Raw genomic sequence first — 17426 nt, forward strand, 5'->3', positions numbered from 1 at the left:
TCTTCGGCGCTGCGTTGCGCCCCCTGTGCGCCGGTGCGATCCCGCGGCGGTCCGTGGAATTCCAGCACAGTGCCGGATCTCCAACAAGGCCAACGGGCGACCGTGTGACTACCGTGACACCCTGTGAGGGGAGCGTCACCGGACGTAGAAAGTGATCCCGCACATAACGGGCGCATGCGGACGAGGTGTTGACGCTTGCCCGGTGTCCCAGTCGCCATGATCAGGAGCGGAATGCGGGCTTCAGTGGAACAATGTCCGTTTCGCTGACGCAGGTTGGTGATGTCGATTGCCCCTTTTGTCTGTCGATCAGTGAGCAAACTCACACGGTGATCAGACCCTATTCAGGGCTTTGCGTGGGAATTGGATGTTTAGCCTGACGCTTTACAGGGATGGCGAATCCGACAACCCGCGCCCCGGCGACGGCCCTTGAGGCCCGCCCGGCGCCCGCAACGACGAGGTCAACGACAACAGTGAAGACCACGATGATGTTCCGCACCATAGCGAACCCGCGGCGGACGACGCTGGTGCACCTCACCGACGCCGAGGAGCTGCAGGCGCCGGCGACCCCGGAACACTCCGTCGACCTTCCCACCCAGACCGCCAATCCCAAGCGCACCGTCCTCATGGAGGTCCCGGTCCAGGCCACCGTCGCGCAGTAGTACGCGCGGCGGGCGCCGCACGCTCAACGGGGCGAGGGGATCGTGGGGCGCCCCGCGTATGCCGTGCCGGATCCAGGGCGCCCGGTGTGCGGCCGCTCACCACTGGCAGGCGGCTGATCGTCTCCCGACGCGTGCCGTCGATCACGCAGGGGTCCGGCGGTGCCCGCCGAAGACGCCCGGGTTCGGCGGTGGCCGCCGATCCGGACGGGTCCGATGGCGTCCCGTCGGCCACGCGTCGGGCTGGTGGCGTCCCGCCGACCCGTACGGCCTGTCGGCGTCCACCGACCCGTACGCCGGAGGCGTCCCGCCGATCCCGTATCGGACCCGTGGTGCCCATAAAGCGCGAGGTGCGCGCCCCCTGCCGCGTTAGCCTGGAGCGTCAGACTCCAGCCAGCTCAGTTAAGGGGCGCAAGGATCCCGTGCGCATCGCCAGATTCTCCATCGACGGGAACGTCGCCTTCGGCGCGGTCGAGGGTGACAAGCCGGACGAGCTCGTCCTCGACATCATCAAGGGCATCCCGTTCGCGGACTTCGAGCTCTCCGGCACCAAGGTCCCGCTGAGCAAGGTCAGGCTGCTGCCGCCGGTGCTCCCCAACAAGGTCGTCGCCTTCGGCCGCAACTACGCGGAGCACGCGCGCGAGCTGGGCAACGAGGTCCCCGAGGCCCCGTTCGCCTTCTTCAAGCCGTCCACCTCGGTGATCGGCCCCGGCGACGAGATCGCCTACCCCTCCTTCTCCCAGGAACTGCACCACGAGGCCGAGCTGGCCGTGGTGATCGGCCGCATGTGCCGGGAGGTCCCGCGCGAGCGCGTCAAGGACGTGATCCTCGGCTACACCTGCGCCAACGACGTCACCGCGCGCGACGTCCAGCGCCGCGAGAAGCAGTGGGCCCGCGCCAAGGGCTTCGACACCTCCTGCCCGCTCGGCCCCTGGGTGGAGACCGACGTCGACCCGAGCGACCTCACCATCCAGCTCACGGTCAACGGCGAACAGCGCCAGCTCGGCCGTACGAGCGAGATGATCCACTCGATCGAGGACCTGATCGTCAACATCTCCGAGGCCATGACGCTGCTCCCCGGCGACGTGATCCTCACGGGCACCCCCGCGGGGGTCGGCCCCCTCAACGTCGGCGACGAGGTCGCCGTCACCATCGAAGGCATCGGCACTCTCACCAACAAGGTGATCAAGCGTGGCTAACGGCTCCGTCCGCGTACGTTTCTGTCCGTCCCCGACCGGCAACCCCCACGTGGGCCTGGTCCGCACCGCCCTGTTCAACTGGGCGTACGCCCGCCACACCGGCGGCACGTTCGTCTTCCGCATCGAGGACACGGACGCGGCCCGCGACTCCGAGGAGTCGTACGTCCAGCTCCTGGACTCGCTGCGCTGGCTGGGCTTCGACTGGGACGAGGGCCCCCAGGTCGGCGGCCCCCACCCGCCGTACCGCCAGTCCCAGCGGATGGACATCTACAAGGACGTCGCGAAGAAGCTGCTGGACGGCGGGTACGCCTACCACTGCTACTGCACCACGGAGGAGCTGGACGCCCGCCGTGAGGCCGCCCGCGCCGCCGGGAAGCCGTCCGGGTACGACGGGCACTGCCGCGACCTGACCGCCGAGCAGGTGGCGGCGTACGAGGCCGAGGGCCGCACGCCCATCGTCCGCTTCCGCATGCCCGACGAGCCGATCACCTTCACCGACCTGGTCCGCGGCGAGCTGACCTTCACGCCGGAGAACGTGCCGGACTACGGCATCGTCCGCGCCAACGGCGCCCCCCTCTACACGCTCGTCAACCCGGTCGACGACGCCCTGATGGAGATCACCCACGTCCTGCGCGGCGAGGACCTGCTCTCCTCCACGCCGCGGCAGATCGCCCTGTACAAGGCGCTGATCGAGCTCGGCATCGCCAAGGCCGTGCCCGAGTTCGGCCATCTGCCGTACGTGATGGGCGAGGGCAACAAGAAGCTGTCGAAGCGCGACCCGCAGTCGTCGCTGAACCTCTACCGTGAGCGGGGCTTCCTGCCCGAGGGCCTGCTCAACTACCTCTCGCTGCTGGGCTGGTCGCTCGCACCCGACCGCGACATCTTCTCGATCGACGAGATGGTCGCCGCCTTCGACATCGCGAACGTGAACCCCAACCCGGCCCGCTTCGACCTGAAGAAGGCCGAGTCGATCAACGCCGACCACATCCGGCTGCTCGACGTGAAGGACTTCACCGAGCGCTGTCGGCCGTGGCTGAAGGCCCCGTTCGCCCCGTGGGCGCCCGAGGACTTCGACGAGGCGAAGTGGCAGGCGATCGCCCCGCACGCGCAGACCCGCGTCAAGGTCCTGTCCGAGATCACCGACAACGTCGACTTCTTGTTCCTCCCGGAGCCGGTGTTCGACGAGGCGAGCTGGACGAAGGCGATGAAGGAGGGCTCCGACGCCCTGCTGACCACGGCCCGCGCCAAGCTCTTCCAGGCCGACTGGAGCAGCCCGGAGTCGCTGAAGGACGCCGTGCTGGCGGCCGGCGAGGAGCACGGCCTCAAGCTCGGCAAGGCCCAGGCCCCGGTCCGCGTGGCCGTCACCGGCCGCACGGTCGGCCTGCCCCTCTTCGAGTCCCTGCAGGTCCTGGGCAAGGAGAAGACGATCGCGCGCATCGACGCGGCGCTGGCGCGACTGGCGGCCTGACGGTCGTAGGAACGCGAGGGGGCGGCACCCGGACCGGGTGCCGCCCCCTCGCCGTAGCCCCGGATCCCCGACCGCTGTGGCGGTACCGTCGCTGTCATGGCCATCAGAGCTGTCGTGTGGGACGTCGACGACACCCTCTTCGACTACACCACCGCCGACCGTGCCGGAATGCGTGCCCATCTGGCGGCCGAGGGGCTGCTCGACGGCTTCGGGGCCGTGGAGACGGCACTCGCGCGGTGGCGCGAGATCACCGACCTCCAGTGGGCGCGGTACGCGGCGGGGGAGGTCTCCTTCGAGGGGCAGCGGCGCGACCGGGTGCGGGTCTTTCTGGGGAAGGGCCTGACCGACGACGAGGCCGACGCCTGGTTCCGGCGGTACCGGGAGCTCTACGAGGCCGCCTGGGCGCTCTTCCCGGACGTCCTGCCCGTCCTCGACGCCCTCGCCGCCAGCCACCGACACGCCGTGCTGTCCAACTCCAGCGTCCACGTCCAGGAGCACAAGCTCCGCACCCTCGGCGTCCGCGACCGCTTCGAGGCCGTGCTGTGCGCCGCCGAGCTGGGCGTATCCAAGCCGGACGCCCGGGCCTTCCGCGCCGCCTGCGAGGCCCTGGGGCTCGCCCCCCACCAGGTGGCGTACGTCGGCGACCATCCGGAGATCGACGGGCGGGGCGCCGCCGAGGCGGGTCTGCTGTCGGTCTGGATCTGCCGTGACACCGCGCTCATCAGCGGAGACGCCACCGAGGCCCCCCACCGGATCTCGTCCCTCGCCGAACTCCCCGCGATCCTCCGCGCCGATACCCGTTTTGGAGCGCCGTCCACCTTCAGGTAATGTTCTTCCTGCGCCGCGGGGAGCGGGCCGAAAGGCCGGAACCCAGCAGCGCAGAACTAGAACAAGATCCCCTCAGGGGCTTGCGTTCCAGTGGCCTATGGTGTAATTGGCAGCACGACTGATTCTGGTTCAGTTAGTCTTGGTTCGAGTCCAGGTAGGCCAGCTCGCAGAGCTCATCTGCACCTGCGGATCTCATCCGCAAGCCCCCGTTGTGTAGCGGCCTAGCACGCCGCCCTCTCAAGGCGGTAGCGCCGGTTCGAATCCGGTCGGGGGTACGGATCCTTCCAGGATCACATGGGCCCCCGTTGTGTAGCGGCCTAGCACGCCGCCCTCTCAAGGCGGTAGCGCCGGTTCGAATCCGGTCGGGGGTACTGAAAGGTCTAAGCCACCTTTGGTCTATGGTGTAATTGGCAGCACGACTGATTCTGGTTCAGTTAGTCTTGGTTCGAGTCCAGGTAGACCAGCTGATCTGCGGAAACGCATGATCCACGCCCCCGTTGTGTAGCGGCCTAGCACGCCGCCCTCTCAAGGCGGTAGCGCCGGTTCGAATCCGGTCGGGGGTACGCAGTCGAAAGGGGCCCTCCCTCGGGAGGGCCCCTTTCGCGTCGGTCACTTCCCGCTGAGCGGGCGGCGTGACTCCTCCGCCTCCGCCAGTCGGCGCAGACTCAGCAGCACCGGTTCGTGCAGCACGGTCAGTGCCACGGCGGCCTCCACCTGTTCGTCCGGCGTCTCGTAGCGCTCCACCGGGTCCAGGTCGGTGACCGCGATCCGCTCCATCGCCCGCCCGTAGGGCTCCAAGTCCCCTTGCGTCCCGCCTTGGGCAGTGCCACTCGCAAGGGTGGATAGTAGCGCTATCCAATTGCGTCAGTGGCTGGATGAGATCGAGCGGGGGAGATCATGAGTGGAAAGCCGATCGAAGGGCGCACGACCACTGCGAGCGAGGAGGGGGTGGTCGTCCCCCATATCGGGAGGCGCGCCAACAGCTTTGCGGCGGTGCGCAGTTGGTGGCCGGTGGCCAAGGGCGTGGGGCCGATGCTCGCGGAGCTCGCGCGGGACAAGGACCGCGGACTGCTCGGCTACAAGTCCCTGTTGGGCGGGGTGCGCGAGGTGTACCTGGTCCAGTACTGGGAGTCGAAGGAGAAGCTCCTCGCCTACGCCGCCGCCCCGGACAAGAACCGCCGGCCGGCCCGAGCCGCCTTCAACCGGCGGCTGCGCGAGGGGAAGGGAAAGGTCGGCTTCTGGCACGAGACGTACGTCGTGCCGGCCGGGTCCCATGAGTCGATCTACATGAACATGCCCGAGTTCGGCCTGGGCAAGGCCACGGGTGTGGTGCCGGCCGGCCGCCGGGGCGACCGGGCCGCCGACCGGCTGCGCATCTCCTGAGGGCGTCGTCCGCGCGTCGAAGGGGGAGCGGGAGGGGCCTGCCGCGGCGTTGAGGCCGGCCCCTCGCTGACTTCTCCCGGATCAGCCCGAGCGGCGCAGCGCCTCGGAGAGCCGGGCGGCGGCGTCGATGACCGCCTGGGCGTGCATACGGCCCGGGTGGCGGGTCAGGCGCTCGATGGGGCCGGAGACGGACACCGCGGCCACGACGCGGTTCGAGGGGCCGCGTACGGGCGCCGAGACGGACGCCACGCCCGGCTCGCGCTCGCCGATGGACTGGGCCCAGCCGCGGCGCCGCACGCCCGACAGGGCCGTCGCCGTGAAGCGGGCGCCCTGCAGTCCGCGGTGCAGCCGCTCGGGCTCCTCCCAGGCCAGCAGGATCTGTGCCGAGGAGCCCGCCTTCATGGTGAGTGTCGAGCCCACCGGGACCGTGTCCCTGAGGCCGGACAGGCGTTCCGCCGCGGCCACACAGATGCGCATGTCACCCTGGCGCCGGTAGAGCTGCGCGCTCTCGCCCGTGACATCGCGGAGGTGGGTCAGCACCGGGCCCGCCGTCGCCAGCAGACGGTCCTCGCCCGCCGCCGCGGCCAGCTCGGCCAGCCTGGGGCCGAGAATGAAACGGCCCTGCATGTCACGCGCCACCATACGGTGGTGCTCAAGCGCCACGGCGAGGCGGTGCGCCGTGGGTCGTGCCAGTCCGGTGGCGCCGACCAGGCCCGCGAGGGTGGCCGGACCGGACTCCAGAGCGCTCAGGACGAGGGCCGCCTTGTCCAGAACGCCGACGCCGCTACTGTTGTCCATGCAACGATACTCACGTCTCACTCTGTGAAACGCAAGTTCAATTTTTCGGGGAACGCGCCACCCTTGATGTCACGGCGGCCCGCGGACCATCGGGCCCGGCGGCACACGCCCGGAAACCAGGGGTACGGGCGCCGCCACCCCAAGATCTCTAGTTGGGTCGGTGCACTCTCTGCCGACCGGAGGGAAAGCGATGGGTAGGACACTCGCGGAGAAGGTCTGGGACGACCATGTCGTCCGGCGCGCCGAGGGCGAGCCCGACCTCCTCTACATCGATCTGCACCTGCTGCACGAGGTGACCAGCCCGCAGGCCTTCGACGGGCTGCGCAAGAGCGGCCGCCAGGTGCGCAGGCTCGACCTCACCATCGCGACCGAGGACCACAACACCCCGACCCTCGACATCGACAAGCCCATCGCGGACCCCGTCTCCCGCGCCCAGCTGGAGACGCTGCGCAAGAACTGCGCGGAGTTCGGCGTCCGCCTGCACCCGCTGGGCGACGTCGAGCAGGGCGTCGTGCACGTCGTGGGCCCGCAGCTGGGCCTGACCCAGCCCGGCACGACGGTCGTCTGCGGCGACTCGCACACCTCCACGCACGGCGCCTTCGGCGCGCTGGCCTTCGGCATCGGCACCTCGCAGGTCGAGCACGTGCTGGCCACCCAGACGCTGCCGCTGGCCCGACCCAAGACCATGGCGATCACGGTCGACGGCGAGCTGCCCGAGGGCGTCACCGCCAAGGACCTGATCCTGGCGATCATCGCCAAGATCGGCACCGGCGGCGGCCAGGGCTACATCCTGGAGTACCGCGGCTCGGCCATCGAGAAGCTCTCGATGGAAGCCCGGATGACCATCTGCAACATGTCGATCGAGGCCGGCGCCCGCGCGGGCATGATCGCCCCGGACGAGACCACCTTCGCGTACCTCAAGGGCCGCCCGCACGCCCCCGAGGGCGCCGACTGGGACGCCGCCGTCGAGTACTGGAAGACGCTGCGGACCGACGACGACGCCGAATTCGACGCCGAGGTCCACATCGACGCCTCCGCGCTCTCGCCGTTCGTCACCTGGGGCACCAACCCGGGCCAGGGTGCGCCGCTTTCGGCGTCCGTCCCCGACCCGGCTTCGTACGAGGACGCTTCGGAGCGCCTGGCCGCCGAAAAGGCGCTGGAGTACATGGGGTTGGACGCCGGACAGCCGCTGCGCTCCATCAAGGTGGACACCGTCTTCGTAGGCTCCTGCACCAACGGCCGTATCGAGGACCTGCGCGCCGCCGCCGCGATCCTCCGGAGCCGCAAAGTCGCCGACGGCGTACGGATGCTCGTCGTGCCGGGCTCCGCGCGCGTGGGTCTGCAGGCCGTCTCCGAGGGCCTGGACGTGGTCTTCAAGGAGGCCGGCGCCGAATGGCGGCACGCGGGCTGCTCGATGTGCCTCGGCATGAACCCCGACCAGCTGGCCCCGGGCGAGCGCTCCGCGTCCACCTCCAACCGCAACTTCGAGGGCCGGCAGGGCAAGGGCGGCCGGACGCACCTGGTCTCGCCGCAGGTCGCCGCCGCCACGGCCGTCCTCGGTCACCTGGCGTCCCCCGCCGACCTGTCCGACGCCGACACTCGTACGCCCGCTGGAGTCTGAGAGTCATGGAAGCATTCACCACGCACACCGGCCGGGCCGTCCCGCTGCGGCGCAGCAACGTCGACACCGACCAGATCATCCCCGCCCACTGGCTCAAGAAGGTCACGCGCGACGGGTTCGAGGACGGGCTGTTCGAGGCCTGGCGCAAGGACCCGGAGTTCGTGCTCAACCGCCCCGAGCGGCAGGGCGCCACGGTGCTGGTCGCCGGCCCCGACTTCGGCACCGGCTCCTCCCGTGAGCACGCCGTCTGGGCGCTGCAGAACTACGGCTTCAAGGCGGTCATCTCCTCCCGCTTCGCCGACATCTTCCGCGGCAACTCGCTCAAGAACGGGCTGCTCACGGTCGTCCTCGAGCAGAAGATCGTGGACGCGCTCTGGGAGCTCACGGAGAAGGACCCCACTGCTGAGGTCACTGTGGACCTTGAGGCTCGTGAGGTTCGCGCCGAGGGCATCACCGCCGCCTTCGAGCTGGACGAGAACTCCCGCTGGCGGCTGCTGAACGGCCTCGACGACATCTCCATCACGCTGCAGAACGAGGCCGACATCGCCGCGTACGAGGCGCGCCGCCCCTCCTACAAGCCGCGGACGCTCCAGGTCTGACACGGGTCTGACACCCGGCTCTCGCGCAAGAGCTGGTTTCGGCCATCGCAGTATCGCTCTGTACCCCCAATCGTGGACGGTTGGGGGTACAGCCGTATCTGCCCCGGGGAGGGGCCGCTGGTCGCCGCGAGGGTCATCAACTACCGCAGTTACAGAGGTCATTGCCTGGGTACCCGCATCGTGAGACCGCGACGCGCCGAGGCGCCCGGAGAGCCTCCGGGGCGCGGCAGTTGCCCCCAGCGGGGGCGACAACTCGCCCCAGATGGCACAATCTGTGCATGGACAACGACGGCCAACTCCAGCTCTATACGGCGGTCGCGGGCCAACTCAAGAAAGCGCACGCAAGGGTGCGCACACTGCAAGTCCCGGAGGGCGTACGGATGGCGCTGACCCGGAAGCTGCTGGTCATCACGGCCGCGGCCAAGCATGATCCCGCCGAAGCGGCCCGGCGTCTGGAGCGGTTCATGGGCGACCTGGACGAGGAGCGCATCCCCGAAGAGGAAGTCTGAAGCGGCCGAGTCTGTTGCGGCACAAGGGTGATAAGCCCGTTTCGTGTTTGATTTGCGGTATATATCTGCCTAACGTGCGAAAAAGCTTGAACACTTTCGTTCCGGCGATGTCTCCGAAGGGGAAGACGTGAACAAGGCGCAGCTCGTAGAAGCGATTGCCGACAGGTTGGGTGGCCGCCAGCAGGCCGCCGATGCTGTCGATCATGTCCTGGACGCCATCGTCCGCGCTGTCGTCGCGGGCGAGCGGGTCTCGGTCACCGGCTTCGGTTCGTTCGAGAAGGTCGAGCGTCCGGCCCGTTACGCCCGCAACCCCCAGACCGGCGAGAGGGTTCGGGTCAGGAAGACCTCCGTGCCGCGCTTCCGCGCGGGCCAGGGCTTCAAGGACCTGGTGAGCGGCACGAAGAAGCTCCCGCGCGGTGGTGAGGTCGCCGTCAAGAAGGCGCCCAAGGGCAGCCTGTCCGGCCCGCCGCCCACCATCGCCAAGGCTGCCGGCAAGAAGGCCGCCGCCAAGAAGGCGGCGCCGGCCGCGAAGAAGGCCGCGGCGAAGAAGGCGCCCGCCAAGAAGACCACGGCGGCGGCCAAGAAGACCGCGGCGAAAAAGGCGCCCGCCAAGACCACGGCGGCCGCCAAGAAGACCACGGCCAAGAAGACCACCACGAAGAAGGCGGCGAAGAAGGCCCCGGCCAAGAAGGCTCCGGCCAAGAAGTCGACGGCACGGAAGACCACCGCCAAGAAGGCCACCGCCCGCAGGTAACCGGGGCGCACGGGCACTCACGCGCCGGGCCGGGCTCCCATCAGGAGCCCGGCCCGCGGTGTGTTCAGAAGGTGTGCAGGGTCACCAGCGTGATCCGCCGGTCCTCGCCCTCGCCCTCGATCTCGACCCGCACCCGCTGCCCCGGCCGCAGCAGGCGCAGCCCGCCCGCGTCGAACGCCGCCGCGTCGAAGGGGACGGGGGTGCCGTCGTCGAGCAGCACCTGCCCGGTGCGGCTGTCGGGGTCGTAGGTGTACGCGGTCGCCTGCATGACCGCAGCCTATCGGCGCCAGTGGGCGGCCGGCCCGGCGGCAGGGGCCCGGAGGCGGGACTGTGCGCCGACGGAGCCGGGACGCCGTCGAAGTGGCGCCACGGCGCCCCGGAGCCGCGTGGCGGCGGCCCGAGCGCACTGCCGGCAGACGGCACCGCCCGAGGAGGGGGCGTCGCTCCGGCTCCCCATCCGCGTCGGTGCGTCGAACGAGCGTCGGCCGCGCGTACCGAGCGGCCGCTGTCCGACGGCCGCGCCCGGTCCCGGGCCCGCCGTACCGCGCACTCGCCGGAGGCGTTCGTCAGCCCCCCGGCTGCCCGGGAATCAGCAGCCGGGCCGTAGCCGCCGTGGTGTGCGGGCCCACGCCCAGGGACAGGGCCGCGCGCAGGTCGTCGCCCGTGTCCACGTCCTGGCGTACCGAAGGCACCTCGTCGAGGTGGAGTTCCACCGCTCCTGAGGCGCGATGACGTGCCCGGGAATCAGGGCCGAAGGACGGCCGCAATTCACCGCCGGGTGTCGCGGCCAGCAGGGTCGTACCGATTCCGGCGGCGTCCGGCAGAAAAGCGCGCGGGAATTCCGCGGCCGCGTCGAGGACCCGGGCCAATTCCACGGGCCGCAGCGCCGGAAGATCCGCGTTGAGCGCCGCCACCGCACCGCGCGGGCGCAGCGCCCGTACGGCGGCCGCCCCGTGCGCGAGCGCGGCGTTCAGCCCGCCCGCCGGCTCGTCCGGGACGATCCGGGCGCCCAGGGCCGCCAGCTCGCGCCCGGCCACCGGGTCGTCCGTGACGACCGCCACATCACGCACCGCGGCACACGCCAGCGCCGCGGCCACCGTGTCCTGCGCGAAGGCGAGCGCCAGCCCCGGACGCACCGCGTCCGCGGCGGCGTCCGAGAGTCTGCTCTTGGCCCGCGCCAAGGCTTTCAGGGGTACGACCACAGTCCACTGCACGAGCGCTCCGTCCCTGTCCTGGTCGCGCCCATTGTCACTCGCCCCCATGAAGAACATGTGCGAAGCCGCATGCAGCGCGGTCGGCGGAGACAGGCGAGCGTACGGTGTTCTCGACAGACGGGCGGCCTGGGGCGACACTTGTGCGGCCCACAGCCAAACGCCAGGCCCCTCGTGCCGGGTCCCTAGAGGAAGGTGTCCGCGTGCCCCGCCGCAGAATCGGCTTCTGGTACCGCTTCGCAGCGGTCCTCTGCAAACCGCCGCTGGTGGTTCTGCTCAAGCGGGACTGGCGCGGAATGGAGAACATTCCGGCCGAGGGTGGATTTATCACCGTGGTGAACCACAATTCCCATGTGGACCCCTTCGCCTACGCCCACTTTCAGTACAACACCGGGCGCGTTCCCCGATTCCTCGCGAAGAGCGGCCTTTTCAAGAAGGGATTCGTCGGCGCCGCGATGCGCGGCACCGGCCAGATCCCCGTCTACCGGGAGTCCACGGACGCGCTCAGCGCCTTCCGGGCCGCCATCGACGCCGTGGAACGCGGCGAGTGCGTCGCCTTCTACCCCGAGGGCACCCTCACCCGCGACCCGAACGGCTGGCCCATGACCGGCAAGACCGGCGCCGCCCGCGTCGCCCTGCAGACCAGGTGCCCGGTCATCCCCGTCGCCCAGTGGGGTGCCAACGAGCTGCTGCCGCCCTACGCCAAGAAGCCCGACCTCTTTCCGCGCAAGACGCACCACGTGCTCGTCGGCCCGCCCGTGGACCTCACGCGCTTCTACGGCAAGGAGATGTCCCCCGACCTCCTGAAGGAGGCGACGGAGGTCATCATGGCCGCCATCACTCGCCAGCTGGAGGAGATCCGCGGCGAGAAGGCGCCCGAGAAGCCGTACGATCCGCGCGAGGTGCGCATCGAGCAGCGCCGCCGGTCCGCCGCACAGCAGACGGCACGGGAGAAGGAGGGGCAGGGCCAGTGAGCAAGCCGGTCAAGGCGGCCGTGTTCGGAACGGGATCGTGGGGGACGGCGTTCGGCATGGTGCTCGCCGACGCCGGGTGCGAGGTCACCCTCTGGGCGCGCCGCGCCGAACTCGTCGAGGCGGTCAACTCCACCCGTACGAACCCGGACTACCTGCCGGGCGTGGAACTCCCCGGAAACCTCCGCGCCACCACGGACCCCGCCGAAGCCGCGCGCGACGCCGACTTCGCGATACTCGCGATCCCCTCCCAGACCCTGCGCGGGAACCTCGCCGAGTGGGCGCCGCTGCTCGCGCCCCAGACGATCCTCGTCTCCCTGATGAAGGGCGTCGAACTCGGCTCCGCCATGCGGATGAGCGAGGTCATCGAGGACGTCGCCAAGGTCGTCCCGGAACGCGTCGCCGTCGTCACCGGGCCCAACCTGGCCCGTGAGATCGCCGCGCGCATGCCCGCCGCCGCCGTGGTGGCCTGCACCGACGAGGCCGTCGCACAGCGGCTGCAGACCGTGTGCCACACGCCGTACTTCCGCCCGTACACCAACACGGACGTCGTCGGCTGTGAACTCGGCGGCGCGGTCAAGAACGTCATCGGCCTGGCGGTCGGCATCGCGGACGGCATGGGCCTCGGTGACAACGCCAAGGGCTCGCTCATCACCCGCGGGCTCGCGGAGACGACCCGGCTCGGGCTCGCCATGGGCGCCGACCCGCTGACGTTCTCGGGACTGGCCGGGCTGGGCGACCTGGTCGCGACCTGCTCCTCGCCGCTGTCGCGCAACCACACCTTCGGCACCAACCTCGGCAAGGGCATGACGCTGGAGGAGACCATCGCGGTCACCCGGCAGACCGCCGAGGGGGTCAAGTCCTGTGAGTCCGTGCTGGATCTGGCCCGCCGGCACGGTGTCGACATGCCGATCACGGAGACGGTCGTCGGCATCGTCCACGAGGGCAAGCCCCCGGTGGTCGCCCTGAAGGAACTGATGTCGCGCAGCGCGAAGCCCGAACGACGCTGAGCGATCCCGCCCCGTTTTTGATCGTTCGCCTGCGGGGCGCACGCTGACCCAGGGCACTACCTACGGGTACTCTCATCGCGATATGAGCACCGAGAACCTCCCCCAGAGCCCTGGGCAGCCGCCCCGCAAGCCGCGTGTCGCCGTCGTCTTCGGCGGCCGCAGCTCCGAACACGGGATCTCCGTGGTCACCGCCGGGGCGGTGCTGCGCGCCATCGACCGGACGAAGTACGACGTCCTGCCGATCGGCATCACTCAGGACGGCCGTTGGGCGCTCACGGCCGATGCGCCGGAGCGCATGGCGATCACCGAACGCCGCACGCCCAGCGTGGAGGACCTCGCGGAGTCCCAGGAGGGCGGCGTCGTCCTGCCCGTCGACCCGGCGAACCGCGAAGTCGTCTACAGCGAGCCCGGTTCGGTGCCCAAGGCGCTGGGCGAGGTCGACGTGGTCTTCCCCGTGCTGCACGGCCCCTACGGCGAGGACGGCACCCTCCAGGGTCTCCTGGAGCTGTCCGGCGTCCCGTACGTGGGTTCCGGCGTGCTCGCCTCGGCCGTCGGCCAGGACAAGGAGTACATGAAGCGGGTGTTCGCCTCGTTCGGGCTCAAGGTCGGCCCGTACGTGGTGATCCGGCCGCGTGAGTGGCAGCGCGACGAGTCCGCCGCCCGCAAGAAGATCGTCGACTTCGCCGGCGAGCACGGCCGGCCGCTGTTCGTGAAGCCCGCACGGGCGGGTTCGTCGATCGGCATCACCAAGGTCGAGGACCTCTCCGGCCTCGACGAGGCGATCGCCGAGGCCCAGCGCCACGACCCGAAGATCCTCGTCGAGGCGGCGGTGCGGGGCCGCGAGATCGAGTGCGGCGTCCTGGAGTTCGAGGACGGCCCGCGCGCATCCGTGCCGGCCGAGATCCCGCCGCCGGACACGCACGCCTACTACGACTTCGAGGCGAAGTACATCGACTCCACGCCCGGCGTCGTGCCCGCCCCGCTGACCGACGAGCAGACCACCGAGGTGCAGCGGCTCGCGGTGGCGGCGTTCGAGGCCGCGTCCTGCGAAGGGCTGGTCCGCGCGGACTTCTTCCTGACGGAGGAGGGCGAGTTCGTGATCAACGAGATCAACACGATGCCCGGGTTCACACCCATCTCGATGTACCCGCAGATGTGGCAGGCGAGCGGGATCTCCTACGGCGAACTGGTCGACCGCCTGATCCAGGCGGCGCTGAACCGCGCGACCGGGCTGCGCTGAGGACCGTACGGCTCGGAGCCTGTGTCACATCCGCTGTCAGGAGGCGATCCCCTCGGGGATCGCCTCCTTGATGGCAGGGGCCACATCGACGAGCGGCCCCGCGCCTCCAGCCGTCCGCGCCTTGGGAATGGTCACCTCGACATACGCCTGCCGCAGTGTCGTCGTGAACCGGAACGACGCGTCGTTCTCCTTCTGCAGCAGCCAGCCCACCCCGTTGACCTCCACGCCGTCGGCGTCCGGGTCCGACATCTCCGCGGGCCGCTCCACCCCGCAGCGCAGTATGATCGCCGGGCTTCCCCAGCCCGCCGTCAGCGCGGACCGGGGCTCGGGGTCGTTCCGGCCCTGGCCGCCCACCTTCCGCGGCAGCACCTTGTCCAGGTTCCGGCACAGCTTCGCGACCTTCGCGTCCGGGCTGGGAACCGCGGCCGAGGGCTGCGCGTCGCTCGAGGTGCAGCCCACGGCGGCGATCAGCAGGGCGAGGGCGGGCAGACCGAGCAGCCGGTGACGCAGGATGTTCACCGGGCAAGCGTAGACGGGGGCTACAGGTGCACCACCGGGCAGGTCAGGGTGCGGGTGATGCCGTCCACTTGCTGGACCTTCGCGACCACCATGCGGCCGAGTTCGTCGACGGTGTCGGCCTGGGCGCGCACGATGACGTCGTACGGACCCGTCACGTCCTCGGCCTGGATCACCCCAGGGATCTTGCTGATCGTCTCGGCGACGGTCGACGCCTTGCCGACCTCCGTCTGGATCAGGATGTACGCCTGTACCACGGAACCTCCAGGGCGGCCACGAGGATCATGTGGAGAGAAGGGACGCCACGGTACCGCGTCGCCGCTCGCCGAGGGGAGACCCGCGGGGGCTGTGGCGTGAGCGCCGGGCAACAACGGCGACACAAGGTGACGGTCGAGACGACCGTACCGAGGACGATGAGGGCTCGCGACCGGGCGCGGAAGGCAAGAGAAGGGGACGTACGACGATGAAGGGCACCGTGGGCGAGCTGGGCGAGTTCGGGCTCATCAGGGAGCTCACCTCCCGGCTCACCACCACCCCGGCGGTCCGGGTCGGCCCCGGCGACGACGCCGCGGTGGTCGCCGCGCCCGACCGCAGGGTGGTGGCGAGCACCGACATCCTCCTGGAGGGCCGGCACTTCCGCCGCGACTGGTCGACGGCGTACGACGTCGGCCGCAAGGCGGCCGCGCAGAACCTCGCGGACATCGCCGCCATGGGCGCCGTGCCGACCGCGCTGCTGCTCGGTCTGGTCGTCCCGGCCGAACTGCCTGCCACCTGGCCCACCGAGCTGATGGACGGCCTGCGCGACGAGTGTCAGGTCGCGGGCGCGGCGGTGGTCGGCGGCGACGTCGTACGCGGCGACACCATCATGATCTCGATCACGGCGCTCGGCGACCTGCGCAACCAGGAGCCGGTCACCCGGGCCGGCGCCCAGCCCGGCGACGTGGTCGCCGTCACCGGCTGGCTCGGCTGGTCCGCCGCCGGTTACGCGGTGCTCTCCCGCGGCTTCCGCTCGCCGCGCGCGTTCGTGGAGGCGCACCGGCGCCCCGAGCCGCCGTACCACGCGGGTCCGGCCGCCGCAGGGCTCGGCGCCACCGCGATGTGCGACGTCAGCGACGGGCTCATCGCCGACCTCGGGCACATCGCGGAGGCGAGCAAGGTGCGGATCGACATCCGCTCCGGCGCCATCGACATCCCCTCCCAGATGAACGACATCGGGCAGGCCGTGGGCGTGGACCCCCTGCAGTGGGTGCTCACCGGCGGCGAGGACCACGCGATCGTCGCCACGTTCCCGCCGGACGTGAAGCTGCCGGCCCGCTGGAAGGTGATCGGCGAGGTCCTCAACCCGTCGGCGCTGCCCCAGGTGACGGTCGACGGGGCGCCGTGGACCAGCAAGGGCGGCTGGGACCACTTCTCGGACATCGAGTAGCAGCCGGGGTCTCACAACGGGTACTCCGGCAGCTCGATGGCCGTCGCCGCCTTCTCCGTCAGCCGTTTGAAGAAGCTCGCCAGAGGCCGGGAGCTGAGCAGCCGGTACATCCGGTCCCGGGTTCGGATCCGCCGCTCGGTGGCCGGGGCGAAGAACGGGCCCGCGTTGCCCGAGGTCTTCTGGCAGCCCTTGGCGAAGTCCCGGATCCTCGCCTCGTACGCCGCCAGGGCGCTGCGGTGGTCGCCGCCCGCGAGGGCGAGTTCACCGGCCAGGACGTACGCGCCGACGACCGCCACGCCCGTGCCCATGCCGCCCATCGTGGCCCCGTACCCGGCGTCCCCGAGCAGCACCACGCGTCCCTTGGTGAGGCGGTCCACATGGATCTGGGCGATCGCGTCGAAGTACAGGTCGTCGGCGTCCTCGAGGGCCTTGAGCACCGCCGGGGCCTCCCAGCCCATGCCCGCGAACCGCTCGGTGAGGATCCGCTTCTGCGCGGCGGTGTCCCGGCGGTCGTAGGTGAGCCGCTCGGAGCGGAAGACCAGCAGGGCGCCCGCGCGGTCCGGGTCGCCGTCGTAGTTGCCGATGACGACCGCGCGGCCCGGCTCGCTGTACACGCGGCCGGTGCGGTCCAGGCCCAGGTGATTGGGGATGTCGAAGCCGGCCACGTAGTGGTCGAAGAAGCGCAGGTAGCGGGACTCGTCGCCGAAGACGAGGCGACGGGTGTGCGAGTGCAGGCCGTCGGCGGCGACGACGAGGTCGAAACGGCGGGGCGCGCCGCGCTCGAAGGTGACGTCGATGCCGTCGGTGGTGTCGGTGAGCGTGGCGATGGAGTCGCCGAACACGTACTCCACACGGTCCTTGGTGCGTTCGTACATGATCCGGGCGAGGTCGCCGCGGAAGATCTCCACGTCGCCGCTCATCATCTCGGACGGCAGATCGACGCGCGGGCTGCCGTCGGGGCCGACGACCGTCTGCCGGCCCATGTGGGTCTGGTGGGCGTGGATGTCGTCCCAGATGCCCATCGCGGTCAGCACCCTGCGGTGCACGTGGCCGCGGAAGTCGACCGCGAAGCCGCCGTCGCGCAGGGCGGGCGCCTTCTCGACGACAGTGACGCGGGCGCCGTACCGGGCGAGGTTCAGCGCGATCGTGGGTCCGGCGACGCTGGCGCCGGAGACGAGGACGTTCAGGTGGCCGAGGCGGTGTGTGTTCGTCATGGCAAGGAGCGTCGCCGGGGCCG

At 70.4% G+C, this 17426-nt stretch carries 19 protein-coding genes, 5 tRNA genes and 1 pseudogene; 18 read left to right on the top strand and 7 right to left on the bottom strand.

Features of this window, described 5'->3' with window-relative positions:
• The first annotated feature begins 470 nt into the window (after positions 1-470).
• From AB0N14_RS08505 to AB0N14_RS08545, 9 genes are all read left to right on the top strand, one after another.
• Positions 471-659 carry a hypothetical protein gene (locus tag AB0N14_RS08505; protein WP_366024940.1) on the top strand — a complete coding sequence of 63 codons (189 nt, stop codon included), beginning with the start codon at positions 471-473 and terminating at the stop codon, positions 657-659.
• 419 nt (positions 660-1078) lie between these two features.
• Positions 1079-1855, top strand: a complete 777-nt coding sequence (locus AB0N14_RS08510) for a fumarylacetoacetate hydrolase family protein (RefSeq protein WP_366024941.1) — start codon at positions 1079-1081, stop codon at positions 1853-1855.
• Positions 1848-3323 (top strand): glutamate--tRNA ligase, encoded by a 1476-nt coding sequence (gltX, locus tag AB0N14_RS08515; protein WP_366024942.1) that lies wholly within the window; start codon positions 1848-1850, stop codon positions 3321-3323. The genes AB0N14_RS08510 and gltX overlap by 8 nt, the downstream gene beginning before the upstream one ends.
• A gap of 96 nt (positions 3324-3419) precedes the next feature.
• Positions 3420-4151, top strand: coding sequence for an HAD family hydrolase (locus tag AB0N14_RS08520; RefSeq protein WP_366024943.1), 732 nt, complete (start codon positions 3420-3422; stop codon positions 4149-4151).
• Positions 4152-4242: 91 nt separating this feature from the next.
• Positions 4243-4314 (top strand) — tRNA-Gln (locus AB0N14_RS08525).
• A 39-nt stretch (positions 4315-4353) separates the two neighbouring features.
• A tRNA-Glu gene (locus tag AB0N14_RS08530) sits at positions 4354-4426 on the top strand.
• A gap of 23 nt (positions 4427-4449) precedes the next feature.
• Positions 4450-4522 (top strand) — tRNA-Glu (locus AB0N14_RS08535).
• Between the two features lie 21 nt (positions 4523-4543).
• Positions 4544-4615: transfer RNA gene (locus tag AB0N14_RS08540), tRNA-Gln, on the top strand.
• Between the two features lie 26 nt (positions 4616-4641).
• Positions 4642-4714, top strand: a tRNA-Glu gene (locus tag AB0N14_RS08545).
• Positions 4715-4760: 46 nt separating this feature from the next.
• Here the strand turns inward: AB0N14_RS08545 and AB0N14_RS08550 are convergent.
• Positions 4761-4952, bottom strand: a pseudogene (locus AB0N14_RS08550) (transcriptional regulator); the annotation flags it as partial.
• Between the two features lie 96 nt (positions 4953-5048).
• On the opposite strand from AB0N14_RS08550, the gene AB0N14_RS08555 reads away from it, so the two are divergent.
• Positions 5049-5534, top strand: coding sequence for a DUF4188 domain-containing protein (locus AB0N14_RS08555; protein WP_366024944.1), 486 nt, complete (start codon positions 5049-5051; stop codon positions 5532-5534).
• 81 nt (positions 5535-5615) lie between these two features.
• Here the strand turns inward: AB0N14_RS08555 and ndgR are convergent, their stop codons facing one another.
• Positions 5616-6332: an IclR family transcriptional regulator NdgR gene (gene ndgR / locus AB0N14_RS08560; protein ID WP_023546516.1), complete on the bottom strand. Its 717-nt coding sequence runs from the start codon at positions 6330-6332 to the stop codon at positions 5616-5618.
• A 190-nt stretch (positions 6333-6522) separates the two neighbouring features.
• On the opposite strand from ndgR, the gene leuC reads away from it, so the two are divergent.
• The 4 genes from leuC (at position 6523) to AB0N14_RS08580 (ending at position 9815) form a co-directional block, all read left to right on the top strand.
• Positions 6523-7953 (top strand): 3-isopropylmalate dehydratase large subunit, encoded by a 1431-nt coding sequence (gene leuC / locus AB0N14_RS08565; RefSeq protein ID WP_366024945.1) that lies wholly within the window; start codon positions 6523-6525, stop codon positions 7951-7953.
• A 5-nt stretch (positions 7954-7958) separates the two neighbouring features.
• Positions 7959-8552 (top strand): 3-isopropylmalate dehydratase small subunit, encoded by a 594-nt coding sequence (gene leuD / locus AB0N14_RS08570; protein ID WP_263232254.1) that lies wholly within the window; start codon positions 7959-7961, stop codon positions 8550-8552.
• Between the two features lie 278 nt (positions 8553-8830).
• Positions 8831-9061 carry a hypothetical protein gene (locus AB0N14_RS08575; protein ID WP_366024946.1) on the top strand — a complete coding sequence of 77 codons (231 nt, stop codon included), beginning with the start codon at positions 8831-8833 and terminating at the stop codon, positions 9059-9061.
• 127 nt (positions 9062-9188) lie between these two features.
• A complete protein-coding gene (locus AB0N14_RS08580) occupies positions 9189-9815 on the top strand; it encodes an HU family DNA-binding protein (protein WP_366024947.1) in 627 nt (208 codons plus the stop codon).
• Positions 9816-9879: 64 nt separating this feature from the next.
• Here the strand turns inward: AB0N14_RS08580 and AB0N14_RS08585 are convergent, their stop codons facing one another.
• Both AB0N14_RS08585 and cofC read right to left on the bottom strand, forming a co-directional pair.
• Positions 9880-10083, bottom strand: a complete 204-nt coding sequence (locus AB0N14_RS08585; protein ID WP_366024948.1) for a hypothetical protein — start codon at positions 10081-10083, stop codon at positions 9880-9882.
• A 298-nt stretch (positions 10084-10381) separates the two neighbouring features.
• Positions 10382-11029 (bottom strand): 2-phospho-L-lactate guanylyltransferase, encoded by a 648-nt coding sequence (gene cofC / locus AB0N14_RS08590; protein ID WP_366024949.1) that lies wholly within the window; start codon positions 11027-11029, stop codon positions 10382-10384.
• Positions 11030-11229: 200 nt separating this feature from the next.
• Between cofC and AB0N14_RS08595 the strand changes: the two genes are divergently transcribed.
• From AB0N14_RS08595 to AB0N14_RS08605, 3 genes are all read left to right on the top strand, one after another.
• Complete coding sequence (locus tag AB0N14_RS08595; protein WP_366024951.1) at positions 11230-12000, top strand: lysophospholipid acyltransferase family protein; 771 nt, start codon at positions 11230-11232, stop codon at positions 11998-12000.
• Positions 11997-13007: an NAD(P)H-dependent glycerol-3-phosphate dehydrogenase gene (locus AB0N14_RS08600; RefSeq protein ID WP_366024952.1), complete on the top strand. Its 1011-nt coding sequence runs from the start codon at positions 11997-11999 to the stop codon at positions 13005-13007. The genes AB0N14_RS08595 and AB0N14_RS08600 overlap by 4 nt, the downstream gene beginning before the upstream one ends.
• A gap of 82 nt (positions 13008-13089) precedes the next feature.
• Complete coding sequence (locus AB0N14_RS08605; RefSeq protein ID WP_366024953.1) at positions 13090-14247, top strand: D-alanine--D-alanine ligase family protein; 1158 nt, start codon at positions 13090-13092, stop codon at positions 14245-14247.
• Between the two features lie 36 nt (positions 14248-14283).
• Here the strand turns inward: AB0N14_RS08605 and AB0N14_RS08610 are convergent, their stop codons facing one another.
• The gene (locus AB0N14_RS08610; RefSeq protein ID WP_366024954.1) at positions 14284-14766 is read right to left on the bottom strand and encodes a DUF3515 domain-containing protein; all 483 of its coding nucleotides are present in this window, start codon (positions 14764-14766) and stop codon (positions 14284-14286) included.
• A 20-nt stretch (positions 14767-14786) separates the two neighbouring features.
• The gene (locus AB0N14_RS08615; protein ID WP_028802415.1) at positions 14787-15020 is read right to left on the bottom strand and encodes an Lrp/AsnC ligand binding domain-containing protein; all 234 of its coding nucleotides are present in this window, start codon (positions 15018-15020) and stop codon (positions 14787-14789) included.
• A 206-nt stretch (positions 15021-15226) separates the two neighbouring features.
• On the opposite strand from AB0N14_RS08615, the gene AB0N14_RS08620 reads away from it, so the two are divergent.
• The gene (locus AB0N14_RS08620; protein WP_103838079.1) at positions 15227-16189 is read left to right on the top strand and encodes a thiamine-phosphate kinase; all 963 of its coding nucleotides are present in this window, start codon (positions 15227-15229) and stop codon (positions 16187-16189) included.
• 11 nt (positions 16190-16200) lie between these two features.
• On the opposite strand, the gene AB0N14_RS08625 is transcribed toward AB0N14_RS08620, so the two are convergent.
• Positions 16201-17403 (bottom strand): FAD-dependent monooxygenase, encoded by a 1203-nt coding sequence (locus tag AB0N14_RS08625; RefSeq protein ID WP_366024955.1) that lies wholly within the window; start codon positions 17401-17403, stop codon positions 16201-16203.
• Positions 17404-17426 lie beyond the last annotated feature (23 nt).

It is taken from the genome of Streptomyces sp. NPDC051104 (genome assembly GCF_040682835.1).
Classification (GTDB): domain Bacteria; phylum Actinomycetota; class Actinomycetes; order Streptomycetales; family Streptomycetaceae; genus Streptomyces; species Streptomyces cynarae.

Coding starts and splice junctions, on each gene's coding strand:
- AB0N14_RS08520 (WP_366024943.1), top strand. CDS start 3,420: ATGGCCATCAGAGCTGTCGTGTGGGACGTCGACGACACCCTCTTCGAC.
- AB0N14_RS08555 (WP_366024944.1), top strand. CDS start 5,049: ATGAGTGGAAAGCCGATCGAAGGGCGCACGACCACTGCGAGCGAGGAG.
- ndgR (WP_023546516.1), bottom strand. CDS start 6,332: ATGGACAACAGTAGCGGCGTCGGCGTTCTGGACAAGGCGGCCCTCGTC.
- leuC (WP_366024945.1), top strand. CDS start 6,523: ATGGGTAGGACACTCGCGGAGAAGGTCTGGGACGACCATGTCGTCCGG.
- leuD (WP_263232254.1), top strand. CDS start 7,959: ATGGAAGCATTCACCACGCACACCGGCCGGGCCGTCCCGCTGCGGCGC.
- AB0N14_RS08575 (WP_366024946.1), top strand. CDS start 8,831: ATGGACAACGACGGCCAACTCCAGCTCTATACGGCGGTCGCGGGCCAA.
- AB0N14_RS08585 (WP_366024948.1), bottom strand. CDS start 10,083: ATGCAGGCGACCGCGTACACCTACGACCCCGACAGCCGCACCGGGCAG.
- AB0N14_RS08605 (WP_366024953.1), top strand. CDS start 13,090: ATGAGCACCGAGAACCTCCCCCAGAGCCCTGGGCAGCCGCCCCGCAAG.
- AB0N14_RS08620 (WP_103838079.1), top strand. CDS start 15,227: ATGAAGGGCACCGTGGGCGAGCTGGGCGAGTTCGGGCTCATCAGGGAG.
- AB0N14_RS08625 (WP_366024955.1), bottom strand. CDS start 17,403: ATGACGAACACACACCGCCTCGGCCACCTGAACGTCCTCGTCTCCGGC.